This window comes from Xylella fastidiosa, from assembly GCF_011801475.1.
GTDB classification, from domain to species: Bacteria; Pseudomonadota; Gammaproteobacteria; order Xanthomonadales; family Xanthomonadaceae; genus Xylella; species Xylella fastidiosa.
On the sequence record NZ_CP044352.1, the window covers coordinates 943,789 to 960,188 of the forward strand.

Sequence of the window (16,400 nt, forward strand, 5' to 3'; positions counted from 1 at the left end):
CACCAAAGCCCCCATCACCAGGCTTACCGAGTGGCTTCCCAACCAACACCAGAGAGACATATGAGCCTTGCTACCGACCAAGTTGCACTCCTAAAAGACGCCTACCGCAAAGTCCTGCTGGGCCAATCCGTCCGGTATGGCGAACGCCAAGTGACCCGCGCCGATGCCAAATGGATTAGCGATGAACTGGACAAATGGCTGCGCCGCGCCGCCGCAGAAGCGGCCCCCTCCACGAGCGGCACCGTTCGCATTGCCATTGCCGACTTCCGCAGAGACAGCGGCGCAGACGCACCATGACCACCGCATCCCCGCGCCTGCACCGCCTCGTTGCCGCCTTCGACCGCGGCCTCCTCCAGCTTGCCCCAGCCTGGGCTGCCTCCCGTGCCCAGAGCCGCGTCAAAGCCGTTGCCTACCGACAGGCCTATGAAGCGGCGGAAAAAACCCACCTGCGCCAAGCCTCCCGCGACTTTGGCAGCGGCAACACCATCGTGACCATGACCGGCGTGGCCCTGCGCAACCAAGCACGCCACCTGGACCGCAACCACGACATCATCAGCGGCGGCCTATCCACCTTAGTCCAGAACATCATCGGCCCCAGCGGCATCAACATCGTCCCCACCCCCCGCGACGTCGACGGCAACCTGGTTGAATCACTGGTGGATGCCATCCTCCCCCTCTACCACGCCTGGTCCAAACGTCCCGAAGTCACCTGGATGCACGACTGGCCCAGCGTCCAGCGCCGAACTGGACCGCTGGAAATACGCCGCAGGCCACGAAGTGCGTGGCCTGGTGTTGCGCCGTGTCGATGAACGCGCCCTGTGCGAAGGAAGGGCCTCGTGATGACCTTTCCCCCCTTCTTGCTCATCGTTGCATTACTGCTGTGGATCAGCCGCCGCAGCAGTCACTCACAACAGGATTGCCACCGATGAAAACATCAGACGTATCCGCATTATTCGCGTACTTAGTGATTGCAGTGTCATTGTCCCTCGCATCGTGCACGAGCTTAGCGCCGTCCGGGATACTGCCAACAACGCGCTCAGAAGCGGTCTGCGACCGACTCCCCCCCCTGCCAGTACCGCCGATTTCAAATGAACAACCAGAGATCTTCGCCATTTTCCGCAGAGTGATCGGTTTGTACATCAACGAAATCAACAAATACAACGCCCAGGTCGCTTGCCGTGCTCAAGTGCACGCGACCCATCAGGAGGTGCCATGACTGAGAGATCACGGTGCTCCCAACGTGCCCACGCACCTGGGACGCCTGTGCAGCGCGTGGCAATACCATTCACTTTGGCGGTGCGGTCTATCGTCCGCTCCACACGTCCGAGGGAGTATCGATGTCATGGGGCTGATTGCACGCCTGCGCCGCTGGTATCACCTCTGGGTGTGGCGGCTGCGCTACTGGTGGTATGACACGCCATCGGGCGTCTGCGCCCAGCACTGGGCGCAGGGCCTGGGTGTGCTGGTGTTCATTGTGCAGCTGGTGCGCGTGTGGGTGGCCGCGGCGCTGCCTGCACCGCACGGCGCACCCGCACAGGCCGTTTACTGGTGGGTGTGGCAACTGGCGATTGCGGTTGTGGCGGCCTACGTGTCGGCGGCGTTGCGCCCCAAACCGGAGTCGGTCAAACCACAGCAGGCCCAGGTGCCCACCGTTCAAGACGGTCAAGCGGTGAAACATCACTTTGGCACCGTCTGGGTCGGTGATGAATTCATTCTGGCCTGGAAGATGCAGGGGGCGATTCCAATCAAAACAAAGGGTGCCGGATGCTAAGGGGGACTGCAGTCACGCGGCGGATGTCATGTGGGACTCACGTGGATGACTGAACCAGCCAAGACCATCGCGTGGTGCGTGACGGCATATGGGACGTTAACGCTGTCGCAGGCAGGAAGTAACTGCAGTGTGTTAAGTCGCTGGCACTGCTGGGAACCGTTGTTGCAGGTCGTGCCGTTAGCCGTGATGGCGCAGGTCTGTGACCGGGGAGGTAATGCCATCGCTGGCCGCGTTGTGTGCCGGGTGCTGTTTGATTGGTCTGTCATTGTCGCCGCGATGTTGCAAGGGGCAGCAAACGTGTGAGTGCGATGGGTTAAATGTAGATGGTGTGCCCCAGGGTTCTTAATATGATTAATTAGTCACATTAATATAGTGATTATTCTCTGTATTTCTCTGGGGTTTGAATGCTCATTACCAATGGTCAAGGTGACGATAAAAAACGGAAGATCCTGCGCCAATATCGTTTGACGCCGGTTATGCACACGCGGTTATTGCAAGGGATGGCGTTGCGTTGCTGTTGTGGCCGCCCTCTGGAGGATCGTTATTACCAGTTTGATGCGACTGAACGCAGCACTGGGAAGACGGTCGCGATTCTTTATGCTGGGGACAAAGGTTGCGCTGCGCGCTTTTTTGATCTTTCTGAGGAACTGGCTGCTGCATTGAGTGACAAGCCCATGACTCCGTTGCCATTTTTCGATCCCTTACAAGGGGAGCCAGAGGAAGCGGTAAGTGGTGGGCGTGGCAATGGGGAGAGTCACGGTAGGGGGGGGATGCATCCTCTGAATAAGGAAGTCGTGTGCGCGATCAATCTAACCCTGATGTGTTGGGGAGCCTTCATACATCCAGGGTCGTTATTTTCTAAGTTGTTGGAACAAATTCGTCAGCTCCCTGATCGCCCGTTGTATGACTGGAAAGTCAAAGCCGTTAATACCGCCATTAGTAAAGGGTGTCGACGGCTCAGCACGATGTTGGATGAGAAGAGGCCACGGAACCCCAGGTTGCGCCGCTTTGAATTTCCTTTGATGGAAGCGTGCTTGCAACGGTTTGAGCCGCCACCGGAAAGTTATCTATAACGGTATTCATCCTATCCAGTCCGTTGTTCTGGCTGTAGGCCGCAGAGGCGTTCTTGATCGGTGTTGGTATTGGAATTTAGTTGTGCTTGCGGTTTTAGGCGCAGGCGTACGCTGTGGGGTGATGGTGTTGGTTGGGTGAAGGTGAGTGATTATGGTGCGTGCGGATCGGTGCAATGTGTTCGTTGTTGTTGCGATGTTGCATATCTGTTCGGTCATTGAATGTTGCGCTGAAACATCAAGGCATCTGGCGCGGCAGCAATCCAGATGTTGCTGAGGCCGCAGGCATATTGCGGCATTCTGACTCTCTGTCGATGGTTTTAGTCACGAAGTGGCATTGCCAGTGTCACTTTTGTGTGTGTTGGTCGGTGTGCGTATCGTGTTTCCTTTGCAAGATAGCCTGGATGCGTGAAGCATCCATCGTGGTTGGTGGTGGCTGTCGGTATGGAAGGGTGTCCGTCGTTGGCGTTTCCCGAGGCGCTGCCGGATGGATGTGAGCGATAACGGTATCCATGTTTTCATCAATCCCATTCTTGATAAGGTTCAATGGCTGGCTGGGGCTGTGTTGTCAGTGAACGTGTTGTGTTGTTCGAATGCGTTGTATTGGGATGTGCGGATTAAATGTGTGTGTTGCGCTTGGAAGGGGAGTGCCACTGGCCTGTTGCCCTGGGCCGTATCCATCGGGTGATGTGGATTCCAAACGCTAGAGCCACGTTTGAATCATTAGATTTGCTTTGAGTCGCTTTGCTCAGTGTGCCGCTTGCGTGAGGTGCATCACCAATCAATGCGGTTGGGCTTGCTGTGTTCAGCTGGGGTGTAGTTCGATGCAGTCCACTGGGCACGCGGGCACGCAGAGTTCACAGCCGGTGCAAAGTGCAGCGATTACCGTATGCATGTGTTTAGCGCCACCGATAATTGCATCGACGGGACAAGCCTGGATGCATTTTGTGCAGCCGATACAGTCCGCTTCGACGATCCAGGCGACCTGCGGTTGCTGTTGGGTGCCGCGGTTGCGGTCGTAGGGGCGTGGTGGTAAGCCAAGCAGGTGTGCCAGGGCGCGTGCGCCAGCGTCTCCGCCGGGAGGGCAGCGGTCGATGTTGGCTTCGCCACGTGCCATCGCTTGCGCATACGGGAGGCAGCCTTGAAAGCCGCATTGGCCGCATTGTGTTTGTGGCAGCAAGCGATCAATGCGTTCGACGAGGGTGAGGGGGGGAGGGCTGGACATGGTGTGTGTCAGGTTGCACGGGTATGAGGTGAGTGAGCAGCAGGGTAGGGTGGATGGTCGGGCAGGCTGTTTTCTTTGTTTGAGTAGAGTGGTGGTGCGTTGCGTGGCGTGTTTTGATGGCTTCCAGGATGAGGGATTGATGAGCAGTGTGCGTTGTTCTTATCTGGAGGCGGTGTATTGCTGTCGGATCTTCTCGCATCTTTCGTTTAGCAGGCATCCTCTCATGAATGTCTTTTCCAGAGACTGTTGATGTTGGGGGGAGTATCCGTGCGGCCAATCACGGCTGGCCAGGTCATCACGCTGGGTGATGAGGTGCCACTCTCAGGAGTGGTCTGCTGACAGGCGGCGGATGTTCAGTACGACTCTGTGTCTGTTGTTGGCTGTGGGTGTGTGCCGCTGTGATGAGACATCCGGGGCGGTGGATGTCACTACCGGAGAGAGCCTGATTCTGTGGTCATGGATCGCTCATGGGTATTTAGCGGAAGTGTTGTTGTTTGGGGATGAGTGCTGTGGTGTTGCTCAGTTTGCCAATATTAAGTGGCTTGGTGTGTTTTGTAGCGTCGTGGGTGCGCCAGGTGCGCAGGGTATTGTTGTTGAGGTTGTGGGAGTAGTGGGATGGTGTGAGCCTTTTGTTTTTGCGATGGTGTGCTAATGCCGTTCGATGGCGGTATCACGTGTTTTACGCGGGAGATGACAGGACATTCTCGTAGGCATCTCCAGTGAGATCATTTTGGTGTGTGGCGTGTTGGGGGCTGGGCTTTTTTAACGCACCGGCATGCCGGGTTGGGCGCTGCTGTCAGCATCTAGTAGTGCCAGCGTACCGTTGTCGAAGCCGGCTGAGAGGATCATCCCTTGGCTGATCCCAAAGCGCATTTTGCGGGGTGCTAGGTTGGCGATGAACACGACGTTGCGGCCAATGAGTGCCTCTGGGTTGCTGTAGCTGGCGCGTATTCCTGAGAAGATCTGGCGCTTGCCCAGGGGGCCAGCATCCAATTCAAAGCGCAGTAGTTTGTCTGACCCTTCAACGTATTCGCACACGAGTACTTTGCCGATGCGTAGATCGAGTTTGGCGAAGTCGTCAATACCAATGGTGGGAGCAGTTGTTTCCGGTTCTTCCGCAGTGGGTGGTGGTGCTGTGTTTGACATGGATGCGTTTTGTTGTTTGGCCGAAGCAGGGGGAGGGGCGAGGGTGTCTTTAGAGGCGTTGATCATCACCTCAATTATTTTTTTGTCGATACGGGTGAATAAGGGGGAGTAGGGTTGAATGGTGTGGCCGCCGGTCAGTGGTTGGTTGACGTCTTGCCATGCCGTTACTGGTGCAGCGAGGAATGTCTCCGCTTGGATGCTGGTGTGCGGCAGGATTGGTTTGAGTGCGGTGATCAGGACGCGAAACAGGTTCAATCCTTGTGTGCAGACGGCGTGTAGCTGCGCGTCGGCGTGGTGTTGTTTGGCGATGATCCAGGGTTTGGTCTCGTCAATGTATTTGTTGGCTTCGTCAGCCAGCTGCATGGTTTGACGGATCGCGCTGGCGGTGTCGTTGCGTTCGTAGGCGTCACGGATGGGGGTCAGTGCTGCAACGAATCGATCATATTGGATGCGGTCTGGCAGGGTGTCGGCGAGTTGTCCGTTAAAACGCGTGCCAATGAAACTTGCGCAGCGGCTGGCTAGGTTGACGAGTTTACCGACTAGGTCGGCGTTGACGCGTGCAACGAAGTCACTCAGGTTAAGGTCCAGGTCGTCGACGTCTCCGGAGGATTTGGCGGCGAAGTAGTAGCGTAGTGCGTCTGGTTCCAAGCCAGCATCAAGGTAGGTGCGCGCCATGATGAAGGTGCCGCGCGATTTGGACATTTTGGCACCGTCCACAGTCAGGTAGCCGTTGACATGGAGTCGGGTGGGGGCGCGGTGGCCGGTGCCGTGCAGGACTGCCGGCCAAAACAGGGCGTGGAAGTTGACGATGTCTTTCCCGATAAAGTGATGCAATTCTGTCGTGGTGCCGCTGCGTAGGTGTGTGTCGAAGTCTTCGCCAATGCGTGTGCATAAGGTTTTGAAGCTGCATAAGTAGCCGATCGGTGCATCCAGCCACACGTAGAAGTACTTGCCTGGTTGGTCGGGGATTTTGAAGCCGAAGTAGGGGGCATCGCGGGAGATGTCCCAGGGGCGTAGGCCGCCTTTGGCATCCAGCCATTCTTTGAGTTTGTTTTTGACGCTAGGCAAGGCGACATCGCCGCTCAGCCAATGGCGTAGGAAGGTGTCGAAGTGAGCCACTTCAAAAAAGAAGTGTTCTGAGTCGCGCAGTTCTGGGGTCGCGCCGGAGATCACCGAGTATGGGTTTTTGAGTTCTGTGGGGTCATAGGTGGCACCGCATGCTTCGCAGTTGTCCCCATATTGGTCGGTGGCGCCGCAGTTTGGACAGGTTCCTTTGACGTAGCGGTCGGGGAGGAACATGCCTTTGGCCGGGTCGTAAAATTGGGCGACCGAGCGGCATGTGATATGTCCGGCCTGTTTGAGTGTGAGGTAAGACTGTTCGGTCAGGTGGCGGTTGACGGGGGAATGTGTGGAGTCGTAGTGGTCAAAAGCGACGTTGAAGGCCGCAAAGTCGCGTTCATGGCTGGCTTGGGTGGTGGCGATAAAGGCTTCCGGCGGCATGCCCGCTTTTTCTGCGGCCAGCATGATCGGGGTGCCGTGGGTGTCGTCGGCGCAAACAAACCAGGTGTTGTGTCCTCCCAGGCGCCGTGCGCGTACCCAGATGTCAGCTTGAATGTAGCCGACCAGATGGCCGAGGTGCAGTGGACCATTGGCGTAAGGCAGGGCGGTGGTGACAAGTGCTGTGGTCATGAAGGAGAGTGGTACCAGGGGGTGCGAGTATCGCATGTCCGGTGATTGATTCAGGTCTCTCGTAGCGGTGTATCAGGGTATGTCATTGCAGTGTTATGTCATTGCAGTGTGTTGCATCGTGCTTGCCCAAAAAACAAGGGCCGGCAAGCCGGCCCCTGTGTCGCATTATGCGGTGATGATTAATGGAATTTGTAGTTGAATGTCAGCATGTAGCGGCGTCCCAGCCCGTCGTATACGTATGGGAATGCCACCATCTTGTCAGTTGCGTTCAGGATTGCCAGGTTGAGGCTGCTGTGCTTGTCAAATGTGTAGCCGATATTGGCGTCGTAACTGGTGTAGCTTGGGATGCCCAGGTAGTCACGTGTCTCTACTGTATTGGTCAGACTGTACAGCGCAGCGCTTTTGTAATTTGCGCTGACGCCAAAATTCCAGGGGCCGGTCAGATAGCGGGCGTTCCATTGGAATTGACGTTTGGAATTATCGATGGTTCCGACGGATTCTTCAGCTGGGATATCTTGAGCGGCTGTGTACTTCAGGTTCTTCGGGAAATAGCCATAGAAGCCGAGGTCCAAGATTCCGCTCCCGCCCCAGCGCAGTTCTTTCAGATCCAAACGGTAGTTGATCTCTGCGGTCCAGCCACGGAAGTTGATGTACGGGCCATTGGTATATTCTCCCCGGACACTGCTGGCCACGCCGGTGCTTGGATCACGGGTGATCATGCTGCAGAAGCGGTTGGCGTTTGGTACGTCGTTGCGGTTGAATGTTTCGTTGTCAAAGCACCCTGAAGTGATATCTCCGGAATCTAACTGGGTGATCACATTGCTGATCTTGATGTCGTACCAGTCTGCCGCCACGCGCAAGCCGTGTGCCCACTCTGGTTGGAAGACGATCCCGGCTGTCCAAGATTTGGCGAGTTCGTTTTCCAGTGTGGGATTGCCGCTCACGGAACCAAGCTGAGTGGTTGGGGCCTCCTGGAAAGTGCCAGGATTCACACCGTTGTAGTATGCGAAGAACGCTTCACAGTTGCGCTGACGCAGTTCCGGGCGATTCCCTGCAGTGATATTGGCTGGGGTGCAAGGCTCGGGGATGGAGTAGTAGCTGGGTTGTTGGCTGGTGTACAACTCAACAATGGCGGGCGCGCGGAAGGAGCGGGTCTTATTCCCGCGGAGTTGGAGGCCTTGGAACGGTTCGTATTGGAGGCCGTAGGTGTAGGCCGTGAACCACCCGTTGACGGTGTTGTTGACGCGGCGGAGTTTGGCGGTTAGATCAAGGCGATGCAGGCCGGGGAGATGAGCGTCCGGATTGACTAGCGGCGCCAGGATCTCGCCGAAGTACTCATTCGTGGTGAATGTCCCGTGTGAGCCGGTGGTCGGTACCGTCCGGCCCAAACCCAGACGCTGATACTCGTCTGGGGTGAAGCGGCCTTCTTCCCTACGGCGTTCGTAGCCAACGTTGAAGCCGAGTTTGCCACCCGGTAAGTCGATGAAACTGCCGGACAGGTTGGCATTGAATACGGTTTGCTTCATCTGTGCTTTGGCATGTGTGGGTGTCGTGACGTAATTACGCGCCGCCGCTGAGGCGACGCCCTCGCCAAAGAGGTTGAGTGGCACGCAGTTCGGGTCCACGGTGGTCCCTGCTGCACTCGAATCGCAAACAATCTCGCCAGCACTGTTACGCGTTACGTTGATGGCGTTGATGAAGTGCTGTTGGATCAGACCGGTTCTGTAATAGTCGAAGTTGCCTTCGCCATGATTGAGGCTGGTTTCCCAGGTGAATGGGTGTCCGCCTGCATCGAAGTGGCCGTTAAGGCCAGCGACGGCACGCCATAGCCGGGTATCGGTGCTGGAGTTGCCGATGACCAGATCGCGTGAGGCGCGGGACAGTCGGAAATCGGTGATCCCTAGGTTGCGCAGGGCTTGCCGGTTTTGCTCGGAGAGAAACGGATTGTCGATGTTAAAGTTCAGCGCTCCGCTTTGATCCCCGCTACCGTTGACATTGCCGGTTCCGAAACCGGCTGCGTTGTAAATGCTCTGATCGGTCAACTCGAGTGCTTTTGAGGTGTAGTAGGACCCCTCAAAGAAGCTGCTGATGTTATCGGTGACGTCGTAGTTGCCGAGCATGAACACCGATTTGCGGTCCAACTGTGAGGTGACTTGTGTTGTTTGATTGAAGTCCAGCCCATCGCCGCCAGAGGAGGAGCTATTGCCGAAATTAACCCCAGGGTTGTAGGAGACCAGGTTGCCGTGTTTGTCGAATTGCAGGAATTGATCTTGATTTGGGCCAAAACCGCGTGGTTGTTGGCTGGCGTCACGGATGTAACGGCCGGTGCTTGGGTAAAGCAGACCGCCCCAGGTCATGTTGTTAATACGGCGGTTGCGGATGAGCACTCTGCCAGGGATGCCGTCCGTGTTACTGGTGTTGAACGGGATAGTGGGGTTCACCCGTCCGTCGGTCGCGTATTGGCGTCCAGGCTGAAACTGCGCGATCGCTGCAGCATTTGGATTGGTTTGCATTGAGTAGCCGTTGCGGTAGTAGCGGCGTGCCTCACCGAGTACGCCTGCGCTATCGTCCGCGTCCAGAGCAATGGTCACGTTGCCCCGGCTATTGGCAAAGTTGCTGCCTAGCAGTGCTGAGTAGCTGTAGCGCGCGTTGTCGCCGCGTTCGGTCAGTCCATAGCCAATGTTGACTTCTGCGCCTTCGTAGTTTTTCTTCAGAATGATGTTGGTGACCCCGGAGATGGCATCTGAGCCATACGTGGGTGCGCCACCGACGCCGATGGTTTCAGTGCGTTCGATCAATGAGGTCGGGATCACATTCAGATCGACCTGGGTACCACCGTCGCCAGGGCCAAAGACGGTGGGGGGATTAGAGGTGACTAAACGGCGTCCGTTGACCAGGGTGAGCTGACGGTTGGAACCAAGCCCGAAGCGGCCGAGGAAGCTGACACCGGCACCAAAACTTGCCTGATTGCCGCGTACACTGGCGCTGCTGTCGAAGCCAGGTTGTGAAAATAGTGCATCGGCAACATTGGTGAAGCCGAAACTGTCAATGTATTGTCGGTTGACGACCGTGGCCGGTTCTAACGTGTCGAAGCCGGCGCGTGGGATGCGTGATCCGGTAATCACAACGCGGTCTAGTTCGGTGGTTTTGCTCTCGTGGGGTGCAGCCTTGCTGTCTTCGTTCGTGCTGTGCTCGGATTCGGCTGCCGTTGCGTTGGCTGTATAGGTCGCGATCAGGAGCAATGTTGACGCTAGCGCCAGCGCTAAATGATTCAACGCTGGCGTGTATCTACTGAATGTCTTCATTTTTGTGTTCACCTATTAAGTGTGTTGTATGGATGCGTATCTAAGGTGATTGCTGCAATTTGCATCGTAACGAAAATTTAATTCCATGTTTGCTCATTAAAATTTAATTGGAAAGCAATTCAACGTTGTTTTTTATTTCAATTCGTTATAAGCCAGGTGCCAATGCAACTTGTGGTGCGCCGCTTACGCGTTTTTGGGGGGAATGGGATATCGAAGGTCATCACGCGCAACGCAGAATGCAGTTAACTTGTGAGTGGTTTTTGCTGCGACTTCTTTTTGAGAAGTCTTAAAAGCATAAAACCTCAGTTCAAAGGTTATGTGTCTATTTTTTGTTAACCTGCTGTTTAAAATAACGAAATTACCGTTTAATTTAAATTCATTGAATTGTCAAGAATTTTAGGGCGCGCTGTCTGTTCATGGGTTTACCTTTCTGATGTGCAGTGTGTTACGGCGTGACTTTCCTGATCGGAATGAATGTCCTTAGGAAAGGTCAGAAATCGAGGGACAATGGATGTCAGCCGCCGTACAGTGCCTTGCGTGGAGCGCCGGTGATTTCTGCGGCGAGTTTGGCAGCACTTGAAGGGGGCAGGTGTTCTTTAAGCAGTGCGTAGATACGGCGTCCTTCGGTGATCTTGGCGGCATCCTGATCGGCGGCACCTTGTACGATAATTACAAACTCTCCTTTACGCTGGTTTTCGTCGTTGGCCACCTGTGTTTGTAAGGTCGCCAAGGTACCGTCAAGTACGGTTTCAAATATCTTGGTGAGTTCGCGTGCAACCACTGCTATACGCATGCTGCCGAAGATGGTTGCTAGGTCTGTCAGACACTCGGCGATACGGTGTGATGCTTCGTAAAAGATGAGGGTGCGTGGTTCATGCGCCAGGTGTGTCAGGCGGTCGCGCCGTGCCGTTGGTTTGGCTGGGAGGAAGCCTTCGAAGGTAAAGCGGTTGCTAGGTAGGCCGGAGACACTCAGGGCGGCAATTAATGCGCTTGGTCCTGGCACTGGGGTCACCCGAATTCCAGCCGCACGTGCAGCACGGACCAGGAGAAAGCCCGGATCGCTGATCAGTGGTGTACCGGCATCGCTGACCAGGGCCAGTGATTCGCCGCTGATCAATCGGGTGATGATCCGCTCGGCCAGCGTGTCTTCGTTGTGCGCGTGTAGTGCCAATAGGGGCCGTTCAATTCCAAAGTGGGCCAGCAGTTGCCGGGTATGCCGGGTGTCTTCGGCACATATCATGGTGACGGTGCGCAGGATGTGCTGGGCGCGTGGCGATAGGTCGCCCAGGTTGCCGATGGGGGTTGCGACGATATGGAGCGTGCCTGGTGTGGACATCGGCGGATATTTTTTGGGAAGAGTAAAATCGTAGCGTTTTTCACCTGCCCGCTTCGGTGGGCCTTGCTGTATGGATGCTCAATGAACCCGCGTTTTGCAAAAATTTTCTTTCCGTTACTGGTGACGATATTGGTTTGCGGGTGTGCAACCACATCGACTCGCGTGTTCTTACCCCACAAAAGCGCCGGGTTGGTCTTGTTGGAGCAGGGCAAGCCGCGCGAGGCGGCGCAGCACCTTGAGGCTGAGGCCAGCCGGGCCAGTGGTGCTCAACGCAACCAGTTGCTGGCGGATGCTGCTTTTGCTTGGCATGAGGCGGGGGATACTGCGCGCGCGCAAGTGCTGGTCAGGCAGGTGAGCGTGCAGCAGTTGACTGGTGAAAGTAAGGCGCGCTTTGTGCTGTTGTTGGGCGAGTTGGCGTTGGCTAATCGGCAACCGGTGCGGGCTTTTCAGTACTTTGGTGAGTCATCGTCTGGGCTTTCCAAAAAATTGCAGATACGTTGGTTGTTGGGGCGTGCTGCGGCGTTGGAGGCCAACGGTGATGCGTTTGGTGCGGCGCAGCAGCGCGCGCGTGCTGATCAAGCATTGCTTGGTAAGGCGCGTAATGAAAATCAGGCGGCGATCACCCGTCTGCTTGCTGGTTTGGATCATGAGGTATTGCTCACTCGCACGGCGGCGCTGCCAGTAGGTGATCCGCTGTATCACTTTGTTGGACGGGTTTTACTGAGCCGTGGTGAGGCGCTCCCGCAGCCTTTGGAGGGGAGCGTGCAGGGGAGTGTGGGCAGCAGTCAGCGCCCATCGGCGGATACTGATGGGTATCGGCCACCGTTGAAGTTGGCGGTGTTGTTGCCATTGACCGGAAGTCTGGCGACAGCGGCTGCGCCGGTTCGTGATGGTTTTCTCGCTGGTTACTATGCTGAAACCCGGCGGCGTCCGGATCTGGATTTCTTCGATACAGGTAGTACGCCAGTCGGAGCCAAGGCGGCATACGCCAAGGCGATCGCAGCTGGTGCTGATTTTGTGGTGGGTCCCCTCGGTCGTGATGAGGTGAGCGCTTTGTTTTCTCAGGGGCAATTGAGCATCCCACTGCTGGCATTGAACCGTTCAACTGGAGATCGCGTGTCGTTGCCGTCAGGGAGCGCCAGTTTTTCGTTGGCGCCCGAGGATGATGGCGTGATTGCTGCTGACTATTTGTTGGCTCAGGGGCAGCGCAATGTGATCGTGATCGGGAGTAATGATGATGTTGGTCGGCGTGGTGTGCAGGCGTTTATGGATCGCTTCCGTGCGCGTGGTGGCCAAGTGCTGGCGGCGCTGGGTGTTGCTGATGTCCCCGGCGATCTTGGACCCCGGCTACGTGGCGCCGATCGTGCTGATGCGGTATTTCTGGCGGTACGTGGTCCCACTGCACGGGTATTGGCGCCGCAGTTGGCGTCGTTGGGGTTATCGAGTAAGCCTCAAGTGGGTACTTCGCAATTGGTGTTGGGAACGGGGAAGCCTGAGGAAGATACGTTGCTGGATGGGATTGTTTATCCCACTGAACCGTGGAGTGTGCAGGGGGTGAAGTCAATCCCGTCCGCGGCGGATGTGGCGGTACGTTTGCCAAATATGCGGGGCGCGGCGTTGCGGCTGTTCGCCTTTGGTGTCGATGCTTGGAAGCTGTCTGTCTATCTAGAGGGGCTGTCTGCTGGTGGTGCGGGTGGAGGGTTGCGTGGTGCTACAGGAACGTTACGTTTGGATGATTCCGGTAACGTGATACGTATTCCAATCTGGGCAACATTCAGAAATGGTCAGAGTATTCCGGTGGAGATGCTCTGAGTCATGTTGAATCGGCGCGACTGCGGTGCGGCAGTTGAAGTTGCTGCGCGTCGGCATCTTGAACGGGCTGGTTTGCGTTGGTTGGCGAGCAATGTGTGTTTCCGTGGCGGGGAGTTGGATTTGGTGATGTATGACGTGATGAGCGTTGTGTTTGTCGAGGTGCGTTACCGTCAGCAAGAGAGTCATGGGAGTGCTGCGCAGAGTGTGGATCGGCGTAAACGCCGTAAGCTGGTCATGGCGGCGCAATTGTTTTTACAGCGTCATCCGTTTTTAGCGCAGGTGCCGTGCCGCTTCGATGTGGTTGAGGGAGCAGGTAGGCCGTTACAGTTGCATTGGATCCGTGATGCGTTCCGTTTGGATGATTGTTGAGATGCTGTGTGCTGTTGTGATGCAGCATTGATTTGCGCAGGTGTCGCATACGTTGCATGTGATGCGGTTTAAGGGATGAATGTGTAGAAGCAGTACGTATTTGCTGTTGGTGTTCTTTACGCGCCATGCTGGGGAGGTGCTGAATTGCTCAGTATCTTCCTGGTGAAAGGTGCTGGAGATTGTTCTCTTTGGCGATATCACTATTTATTTATGCTTGATGCTTGGATATGGGGATGGGTGTTTAAGGTGTTGTGGCAACAATCCGGTGATAGGCACGGCACAGCATTTTTCAAAAAGACAATCTGTGCCTATGTTGGAATGGGTGCATGATTGAGCCTGTTGTTGGGTATCGGATGCTTCAAGCCATTGGCTGGCCTTGGCCGGGGCCGCCTGCTGATTCGGCGTGGCAGGCGATGTGTGCGATGTATTCGCAGTGCCGTCCGGCACGGGTGATTGAGCAGCATCGGTCCGGTTATGTGGTGGCTGAGGCGCCGGAGGTCCCCATTAAGGTCGAGTCGCTGCCAGCGTGGCAGCGCCGCAGTTTCCCGCCCCATGAGCGCGCGGTTGTGGGGGATTGGGTGTTGTTGGATGGTCGTCGCATCGTGGCGTTGTTGCCGCGGCGTACAGTCATTAAGCGTTTGGCGGCGGGGGAACATTACCGGCAGCAGCTGATTGCCGCCAATCTGGATACTGCATTTATCGTTTGTGGATTGGATGGTGATTTTAATCCACGTCGGATTGAGCGTTACTGCGTGTTGATTGCTAGTGGTGGTGTTGAGCCGGTGGTGGTGCTCACGAAGGTTGATCTGTGTGTTGATGTCGCGGCGGCGGTGGCGGTGTTGCGTGAGCATTCTTCTCAGGCATTGGCCGTGGTGGCCGTTGATGCGCGCAAAGCGGAGCCTGTTGTGGCGCTGTATCCGTGGTTATTACCGGGGCGTACGGTGGCGTTGCTCGGTTCATCGGGTGCGGGCAAGTCGACGTTGACGAACACGTTGCTTGGCGAGCAGCGTATGAAGGTTGGTGAGGTGCGTCAAAGGGATTCGCGTGGCCGACATACGACTACGCATCGGGCCTTATTGCCGTTGCCATCCGGGGCTTGTTTGATTGATACCCCAGGGATGCGTGAGCTTAAGTTCACCGGTGAAGAGGATCTTGTCGAAGAGTTTGCTGACATTGAGTTGCTGGCGACGCAGTGCCGTTTTCGTGATTGTGCCCATCAGGCTGAGCCAGGGTGTGCGGTGCGTGCGGCGATTGGGTGTGGGACGTTGGATCCGCAGCGTCTGCATCATTACTTTAAGTTGCGTGGTGAGATTGTCGGGGCGGCAGACAGGTCGATGTTGCGGCGTTATTGAGTGTGGTTGCTCTCCTTGAGGTTCTTCGAATGCATCTGCATTGTCATGACCGTTGTCGCATTCCGTCGCTGTGCGTCTGCTGTGTATCCTCGTGGAGTGTGTGTTGATGTGCGGTTGTCGCCGTGGTCGGTGCGTTTGCGGAAATGGAGTTAGGTCAGAGGCTTTGGCCTTTTTAGGAGCCTGCCGATGGGGAAGGTTCGGTTGTAGGCCGTAGGCCGCACGTATTGTTTATCCGCCGAAACTCAGTGTTCCTTTCATCAGTGCCCAGTGGCCGGGAAATGAGCAGAAAAAGGTGTAGGAGACGTTTTTGCTGAGTGTGTTGGTTGGGAAGGTGATGCTGGTGCGCTCGCCGCCGCCGATGATGGCGGTATGGGCGATCACGCGCGGATCGGCTTTGGGTACATAGTTGTCTGCGAGTGTGGCGTGTAATCCGGCCAGTGCGACGGCCTGCATATCGGTGGTTTTAGTCAGGACCCAGTTGTGGCCCATGACGCGGGCGCTCCTCTTGCCGGTGTGTGTGAGGGTGAAGTTCACGTGGGTACATTCGGCTGCGATTTTGATGGTGTCCTGGTCGAACTTCATCTGATCGTTTGCGGAAATCGTCACTGCACATGTTTTGGCCCAGAGCGCAGGTGAGATGCATAGCAGGATGGCGGGTAAGACGGTGTTGCGTAGCAGTTTCAAGGTGGCCCTTCCTGGGAGGAGGTGATGAACAGTCTAGTGATTTTAGGCGTCTGTTGGTTATTCCGGTAGCGAGAATTGTTCGCAACAGGCACTGGTGTAATACCAGGTTGCAATGTATCCGATTGAGTCGCTCATGCTTGCAGTCCTCACTGTGTATTGGCGTTCTGCGCGGTGCATGTCGTCGGTTTCACGTGTTGTTGGCATTCACTGGGCATGAGTGGTGAGTGTGGTGCGAATACGTTAGATGGTAGGTATGTTGTTGGATGATGCAAGGTGCAATAGGGAGGGCAGGCCTGTTTGACAGGATGGCGGTCAAGGTTTGATGTCAGTGAGTGGCTATGTGTGTTTCTAAACAGTGCCATTGATGCGGCGTGTAGGTCATTGGTGATGTGATGTGCTCGGTGTGTTGAGTGGTGGGTGTGCTGTGTGCATTGAGCTGTTCCCGATTGTGCTGCAACGTTGGTCGTTGGTGCTTCGTGGTGCGGGGGAATGAACGTTGGAAGTGGATTACTTTTTGATGGCCTGAATGATGTGAGGATGCGCAAGTCGCTGGAGATTTGAAATGCGCTGCTTGTCAGTGCTCGGGGTTTTTAGAGGCGCTGGTGATGTCAAGGGCCGCGTTATTCGGTTGTGTCAATCAG

General features: G+C 55.9%; 16 protein-coding genes. 11 read left to right on the top strand and 5 right to left on the bottom strand.

The window, feature by feature from the left end:
• The first annotated feature begins 60 nt into the window (after window positions 1–60).
• The 7 genes from F7G16_RS12100 to F7G16_RS04065 all read left to right on the top strand — a co-directional run bounded on the left by F7G16_RS12100 (window position 61) and on the right by F7G16_RS04065 (window position 3,529).
• Window positions 61–297, top strand: coding sequence for a hypothetical protein (locus F7G16_RS12100; RefSeq protein WP_004088842.1), 237 nt, complete (start codon window positions 61–63; stop codon window positions 295–297).
• Complete coding sequence (locus tag F7G16_RS04040) at window positions 294–809, top strand: phage portal protein (protein WP_004088839.1); 516 nt, start codon at window positions 294–296, stop codon at window positions 807–809. Before F7G16_RS12100 ends, F7G16_RS04040 begins: the two co-directional genes overlap by 4 nt.
• A 116-nt stretch (window positions 810–925) precedes the next feature.
• Window positions 926–1,216, top strand: coding sequence for a hypothetical protein (locus F7G16_RS04045; protein WP_004088836.1), 291 nt, complete (start codon window positions 926–928; stop codon window positions 1,214–1,216).
• A 126-nt stretch (window positions 1,217–1,342) separates the two neighbouring features.
• Window positions 1,343–1,771 (top strand): hypothetical protein, encoded by a 429-nt coding sequence (locus tag F7G16_RS04050; protein WP_004088833.1) that lies wholly within the window; start codon window positions 1,343–1,345, stop codon window positions 1,769–1,771.
• Between the two features lie 45 nt (window positions 1,772–1,816).
• Complete coding sequence (locus F7G16_RS04055; RefSeq protein WP_004088830.1) at window positions 1,817–2,074, top strand: hypothetical protein; 258 nt, start codon at window positions 1,817–1,819, stop codon at window positions 2,072–2,074.
• A 101-nt stretch (window positions 2,075–2,175) separates the two neighbouring features.
• Entirely contained in the window at window positions 2,176–2,844 is a 669-nt protein-coding gene (locus F7G16_RS04060) for a hypothetical protein (protein ID WP_004088827.1), read from the top strand.
• A 484-nt stretch (window positions 2,845–3,328) separates the two neighbouring features.
• Window positions 3,329–3,529, top strand: coding sequence for a hypothetical protein (locus F7G16_RS04065; protein ID WP_004088824.1), 201 nt, complete (start codon window positions 3,329–3,331; stop codon window positions 3,527–3,529).
• A gap of 117 nt (window positions 3,530–3,646) precedes the next feature.
• On the opposite strand, the gene rnfB is transcribed toward F7G16_RS04065, so the two are convergent.
• The gene (gene rnfB, locus F7G16_RS04070) at window positions 3,647–4,066 is read right to left on the bottom strand and encodes an Rnf electron transport complex subunit RnfB (RefSeq protein WP_004088821.1); all 420 of its coding nucleotides are present in this window, start codon (window positions 4,064–4,066) and stop codon (window positions 3,647–3,649) included.
• A 349-nt stretch (window positions 4,067–4,415) separates the two neighbouring features.
• Here rnfB and F7G16_RS04075 point away from each other — a divergent pair, with 349 nt between their 5' ends.
• Window positions 4,416–4,718 carry a hypothetical protein gene (locus tag F7G16_RS04075; protein WP_004088818.1) on the top strand — a complete coding sequence of 101 codons (303 nt, stop codon included), beginning with the start codon at window positions 4,416–4,418 and terminating at the stop codon, window positions 4,716–4,718.
• A 110-nt stretch (window positions 4,719–4,828) separates the two neighbouring features.
• On the opposite strand, the gene metG is transcribed toward F7G16_RS04075, so the two are convergent.
• The 3 genes from metG to rsmI form a co-directional block, all read right to left on the bottom strand.
• Entirely contained in the window at window positions 4,829–6,901 is a 2,073-nt protein-coding gene (metG, locus tag F7G16_RS04080; RefSeq protein WP_004088816.1) for a methionine--tRNA ligase, read from the bottom strand.
• 179 nt (window positions 6,902–7,080) lie between these two features.
• A complete protein-coding gene (locus F7G16_RS04085; protein WP_011098173.1) occupies window positions 7,081–10,206 on the bottom strand; it encodes a TonB-dependent receptor domain-containing protein in 3,126 nt (1,041 codons plus the stop codon).
• Between the two features lie 514 nt (window positions 10,207–10,720).
• Entirely contained in the window at window positions 10,721–11,542 is an 822-nt protein-coding gene (gene rsmI / locus F7G16_RS04090; protein ID WP_004088794.1) for a 16S rRNA (cytidine(1402)-2'-O)-methyltransferase, read from the bottom strand.
• Window positions 11,543–11,623: 81 nt separating this feature from the next.
• Here rsmI and F7G16_RS04095 point away from each other — a divergent pair, with 81 nt between their 5' ends.
• From F7G16_RS04095 to rsgA, 3 genes are all read left to right on the top strand, one after another.
• Complete coding sequence (locus F7G16_RS04095) at window positions 11,624–13,354, top strand: penicillin-binding protein activator (RefSeq protein WP_004088791.1); 1,731 nt, start codon at window positions 11,624–11,626, stop codon at window positions 13,352–13,354.
• 3 nt (window positions 13,355–13,357) lie between these two features.
• Complete coding sequence (locus F7G16_RS04100; protein ID WP_004083551.1) at window positions 13,358–13,723, top strand: YraN family protein; 366 nt, start codon at window positions 13,358–13,360, stop codon at window positions 13,721–13,723.
• 326 nt (window positions 13,724–14,049) lie between these two features.
• Window positions 14,050–15,075 carry a ribosome small subunit-dependent GTPase A gene (gene rsgA / locus F7G16_RS04105; protein ID WP_011098172.1) on the top strand — a complete coding sequence of 342 codons (1,026 nt, stop codon included), beginning with the start codon at window positions 14,050–14,052 and terminating at the stop codon, window positions 15,073–15,075.
• A 228-nt stretch (window positions 15,076–15,303) separates the two neighbouring features.
• Here the strand turns inward: rsgA and azu are convergent, their stop codons facing one another.
• The gene (gene azu / locus F7G16_RS04110; RefSeq protein ID WP_004088786.1) at window positions 15,304–15,657 is read right to left on the bottom strand and encodes an azurin; all 354 of its coding nucleotides are present in this window, start codon (window positions 15,655–15,657) and stop codon (window positions 15,304–15,306) included.
• Between the last annotated feature and the right edge of the window lie 743 nt (window positions 15,658–16,400).

What these genes read in the sequence shown, in the direction of transcription:
- F7G16_RS12100 (WP_004088842.1), top strand. Translation starts at nt 61, where the DNA reads ATGAGCCTTGCTACCGACCAAGTTGCACTCCTAAAAGACGCCTACCGC.
- F7G16_RS04040 (WP_004088839.1), top strand. Translation starts at nt 294, where the DNA reads ATGACCACCGCATCCCCGCGCCTGCACCGCCTCGTTGCCGCCTTCGAC.
- F7G16_RS04045 (WP_004088836.1), top strand. Translation starts at nt 926, where the DNA reads ATGAAAACATCAGACGTATCCGCATTATTCGCGTACTTAGTGATTGCA.
- F7G16_RS04050 (WP_004088833.1), top strand. Translation starts at nt 1,343, where the DNA reads ATGGGGCTGATTGCACGCCTGCGCCGCTGGTATCACCTCTGGGTGTGG.
- F7G16_RS04055 (WP_004088830.1), top strand. Translation starts at nt 1,817, where the DNA reads ATGACTGAACCAGCCAAGACCATCGCGTGGTGCGTGACGGCATATGGG.
- F7G16_RS04060 (WP_004088827.1), top strand. Translation starts at nt 2,176, where the DNA reads ATGCTCATTACCAATGGTCAAGGTGACGATAAAAAACGGAAGATCCTG.
- F7G16_RS04065 (WP_004088824.1), top strand. Translation starts at nt 3,329, where the DNA reads ATGGATGTGAGCGATAACGGTATCCATGTTTTCATCAATCCCATTCTT.
- rnfB (WP_004088821.1), bottom strand. Translation starts at nt 4,066, where the DNA reads ATGTCCAGCCCTCCCCCCCTCACCCTCGTCGAACGCATTGATCGCTTG.
- F7G16_RS04075 (WP_004088818.1), top strand. Translation starts at nt 4,416, where the DNA reads ATGTTCAGTACGACTCTGTGTCTGTTGTTGGCTGTGGGTGTGTGCCGC.
- metG (WP_004088816.1), bottom strand. Translation starts at nt 6,901, where the DNA reads ATGACCACAGCACTTGTCACCACCGCCCTGCCTTACGCCAATGGTCCA.
- F7G16_RS04085 (WP_011098173.1), bottom strand. Translation starts at nt 10,206, where the DNA reads ATGAAGACATTCAGTAGATACACGCCAGCGTTGAATCATTTAGCGCTG.
- rsmI (WP_004088794.1), bottom strand. Translation starts at nt 11,542, where the DNA reads ATGTCCACACCAGGCACGCTCCATATCGTCGCAACCCCCATCGGCAAC.
- F7G16_RS04095 (WP_004088791.1), top strand. Translation starts at nt 11,624, where the DNA reads ATGAACCCGCGTTTTGCAAAAATTTTCTTTCCGTTACTGGTGACGATA.
- F7G16_RS04100 (WP_004083551.1), top strand. Translation starts at nt 13,358, where the DNA reads ATGTTGAATCGGCGCGACTGCGGTGCGGCAGTTGAAGTTGCTGCGCGT.
- rsgA (WP_011098172.1), top strand. Translation starts at nt 14,050, where the DNA reads ATGATTGAGCCTGTTGTTGGGTATCGGATGCTTCAAGCCATTGGCTGG.
- azu (WP_004088786.1), bottom strand. Translation starts at nt 15,657, where the DNA reads ATGAAGTTCGACCAGGACACCATCAAAATCGCAGCCGAATGTACCCAC.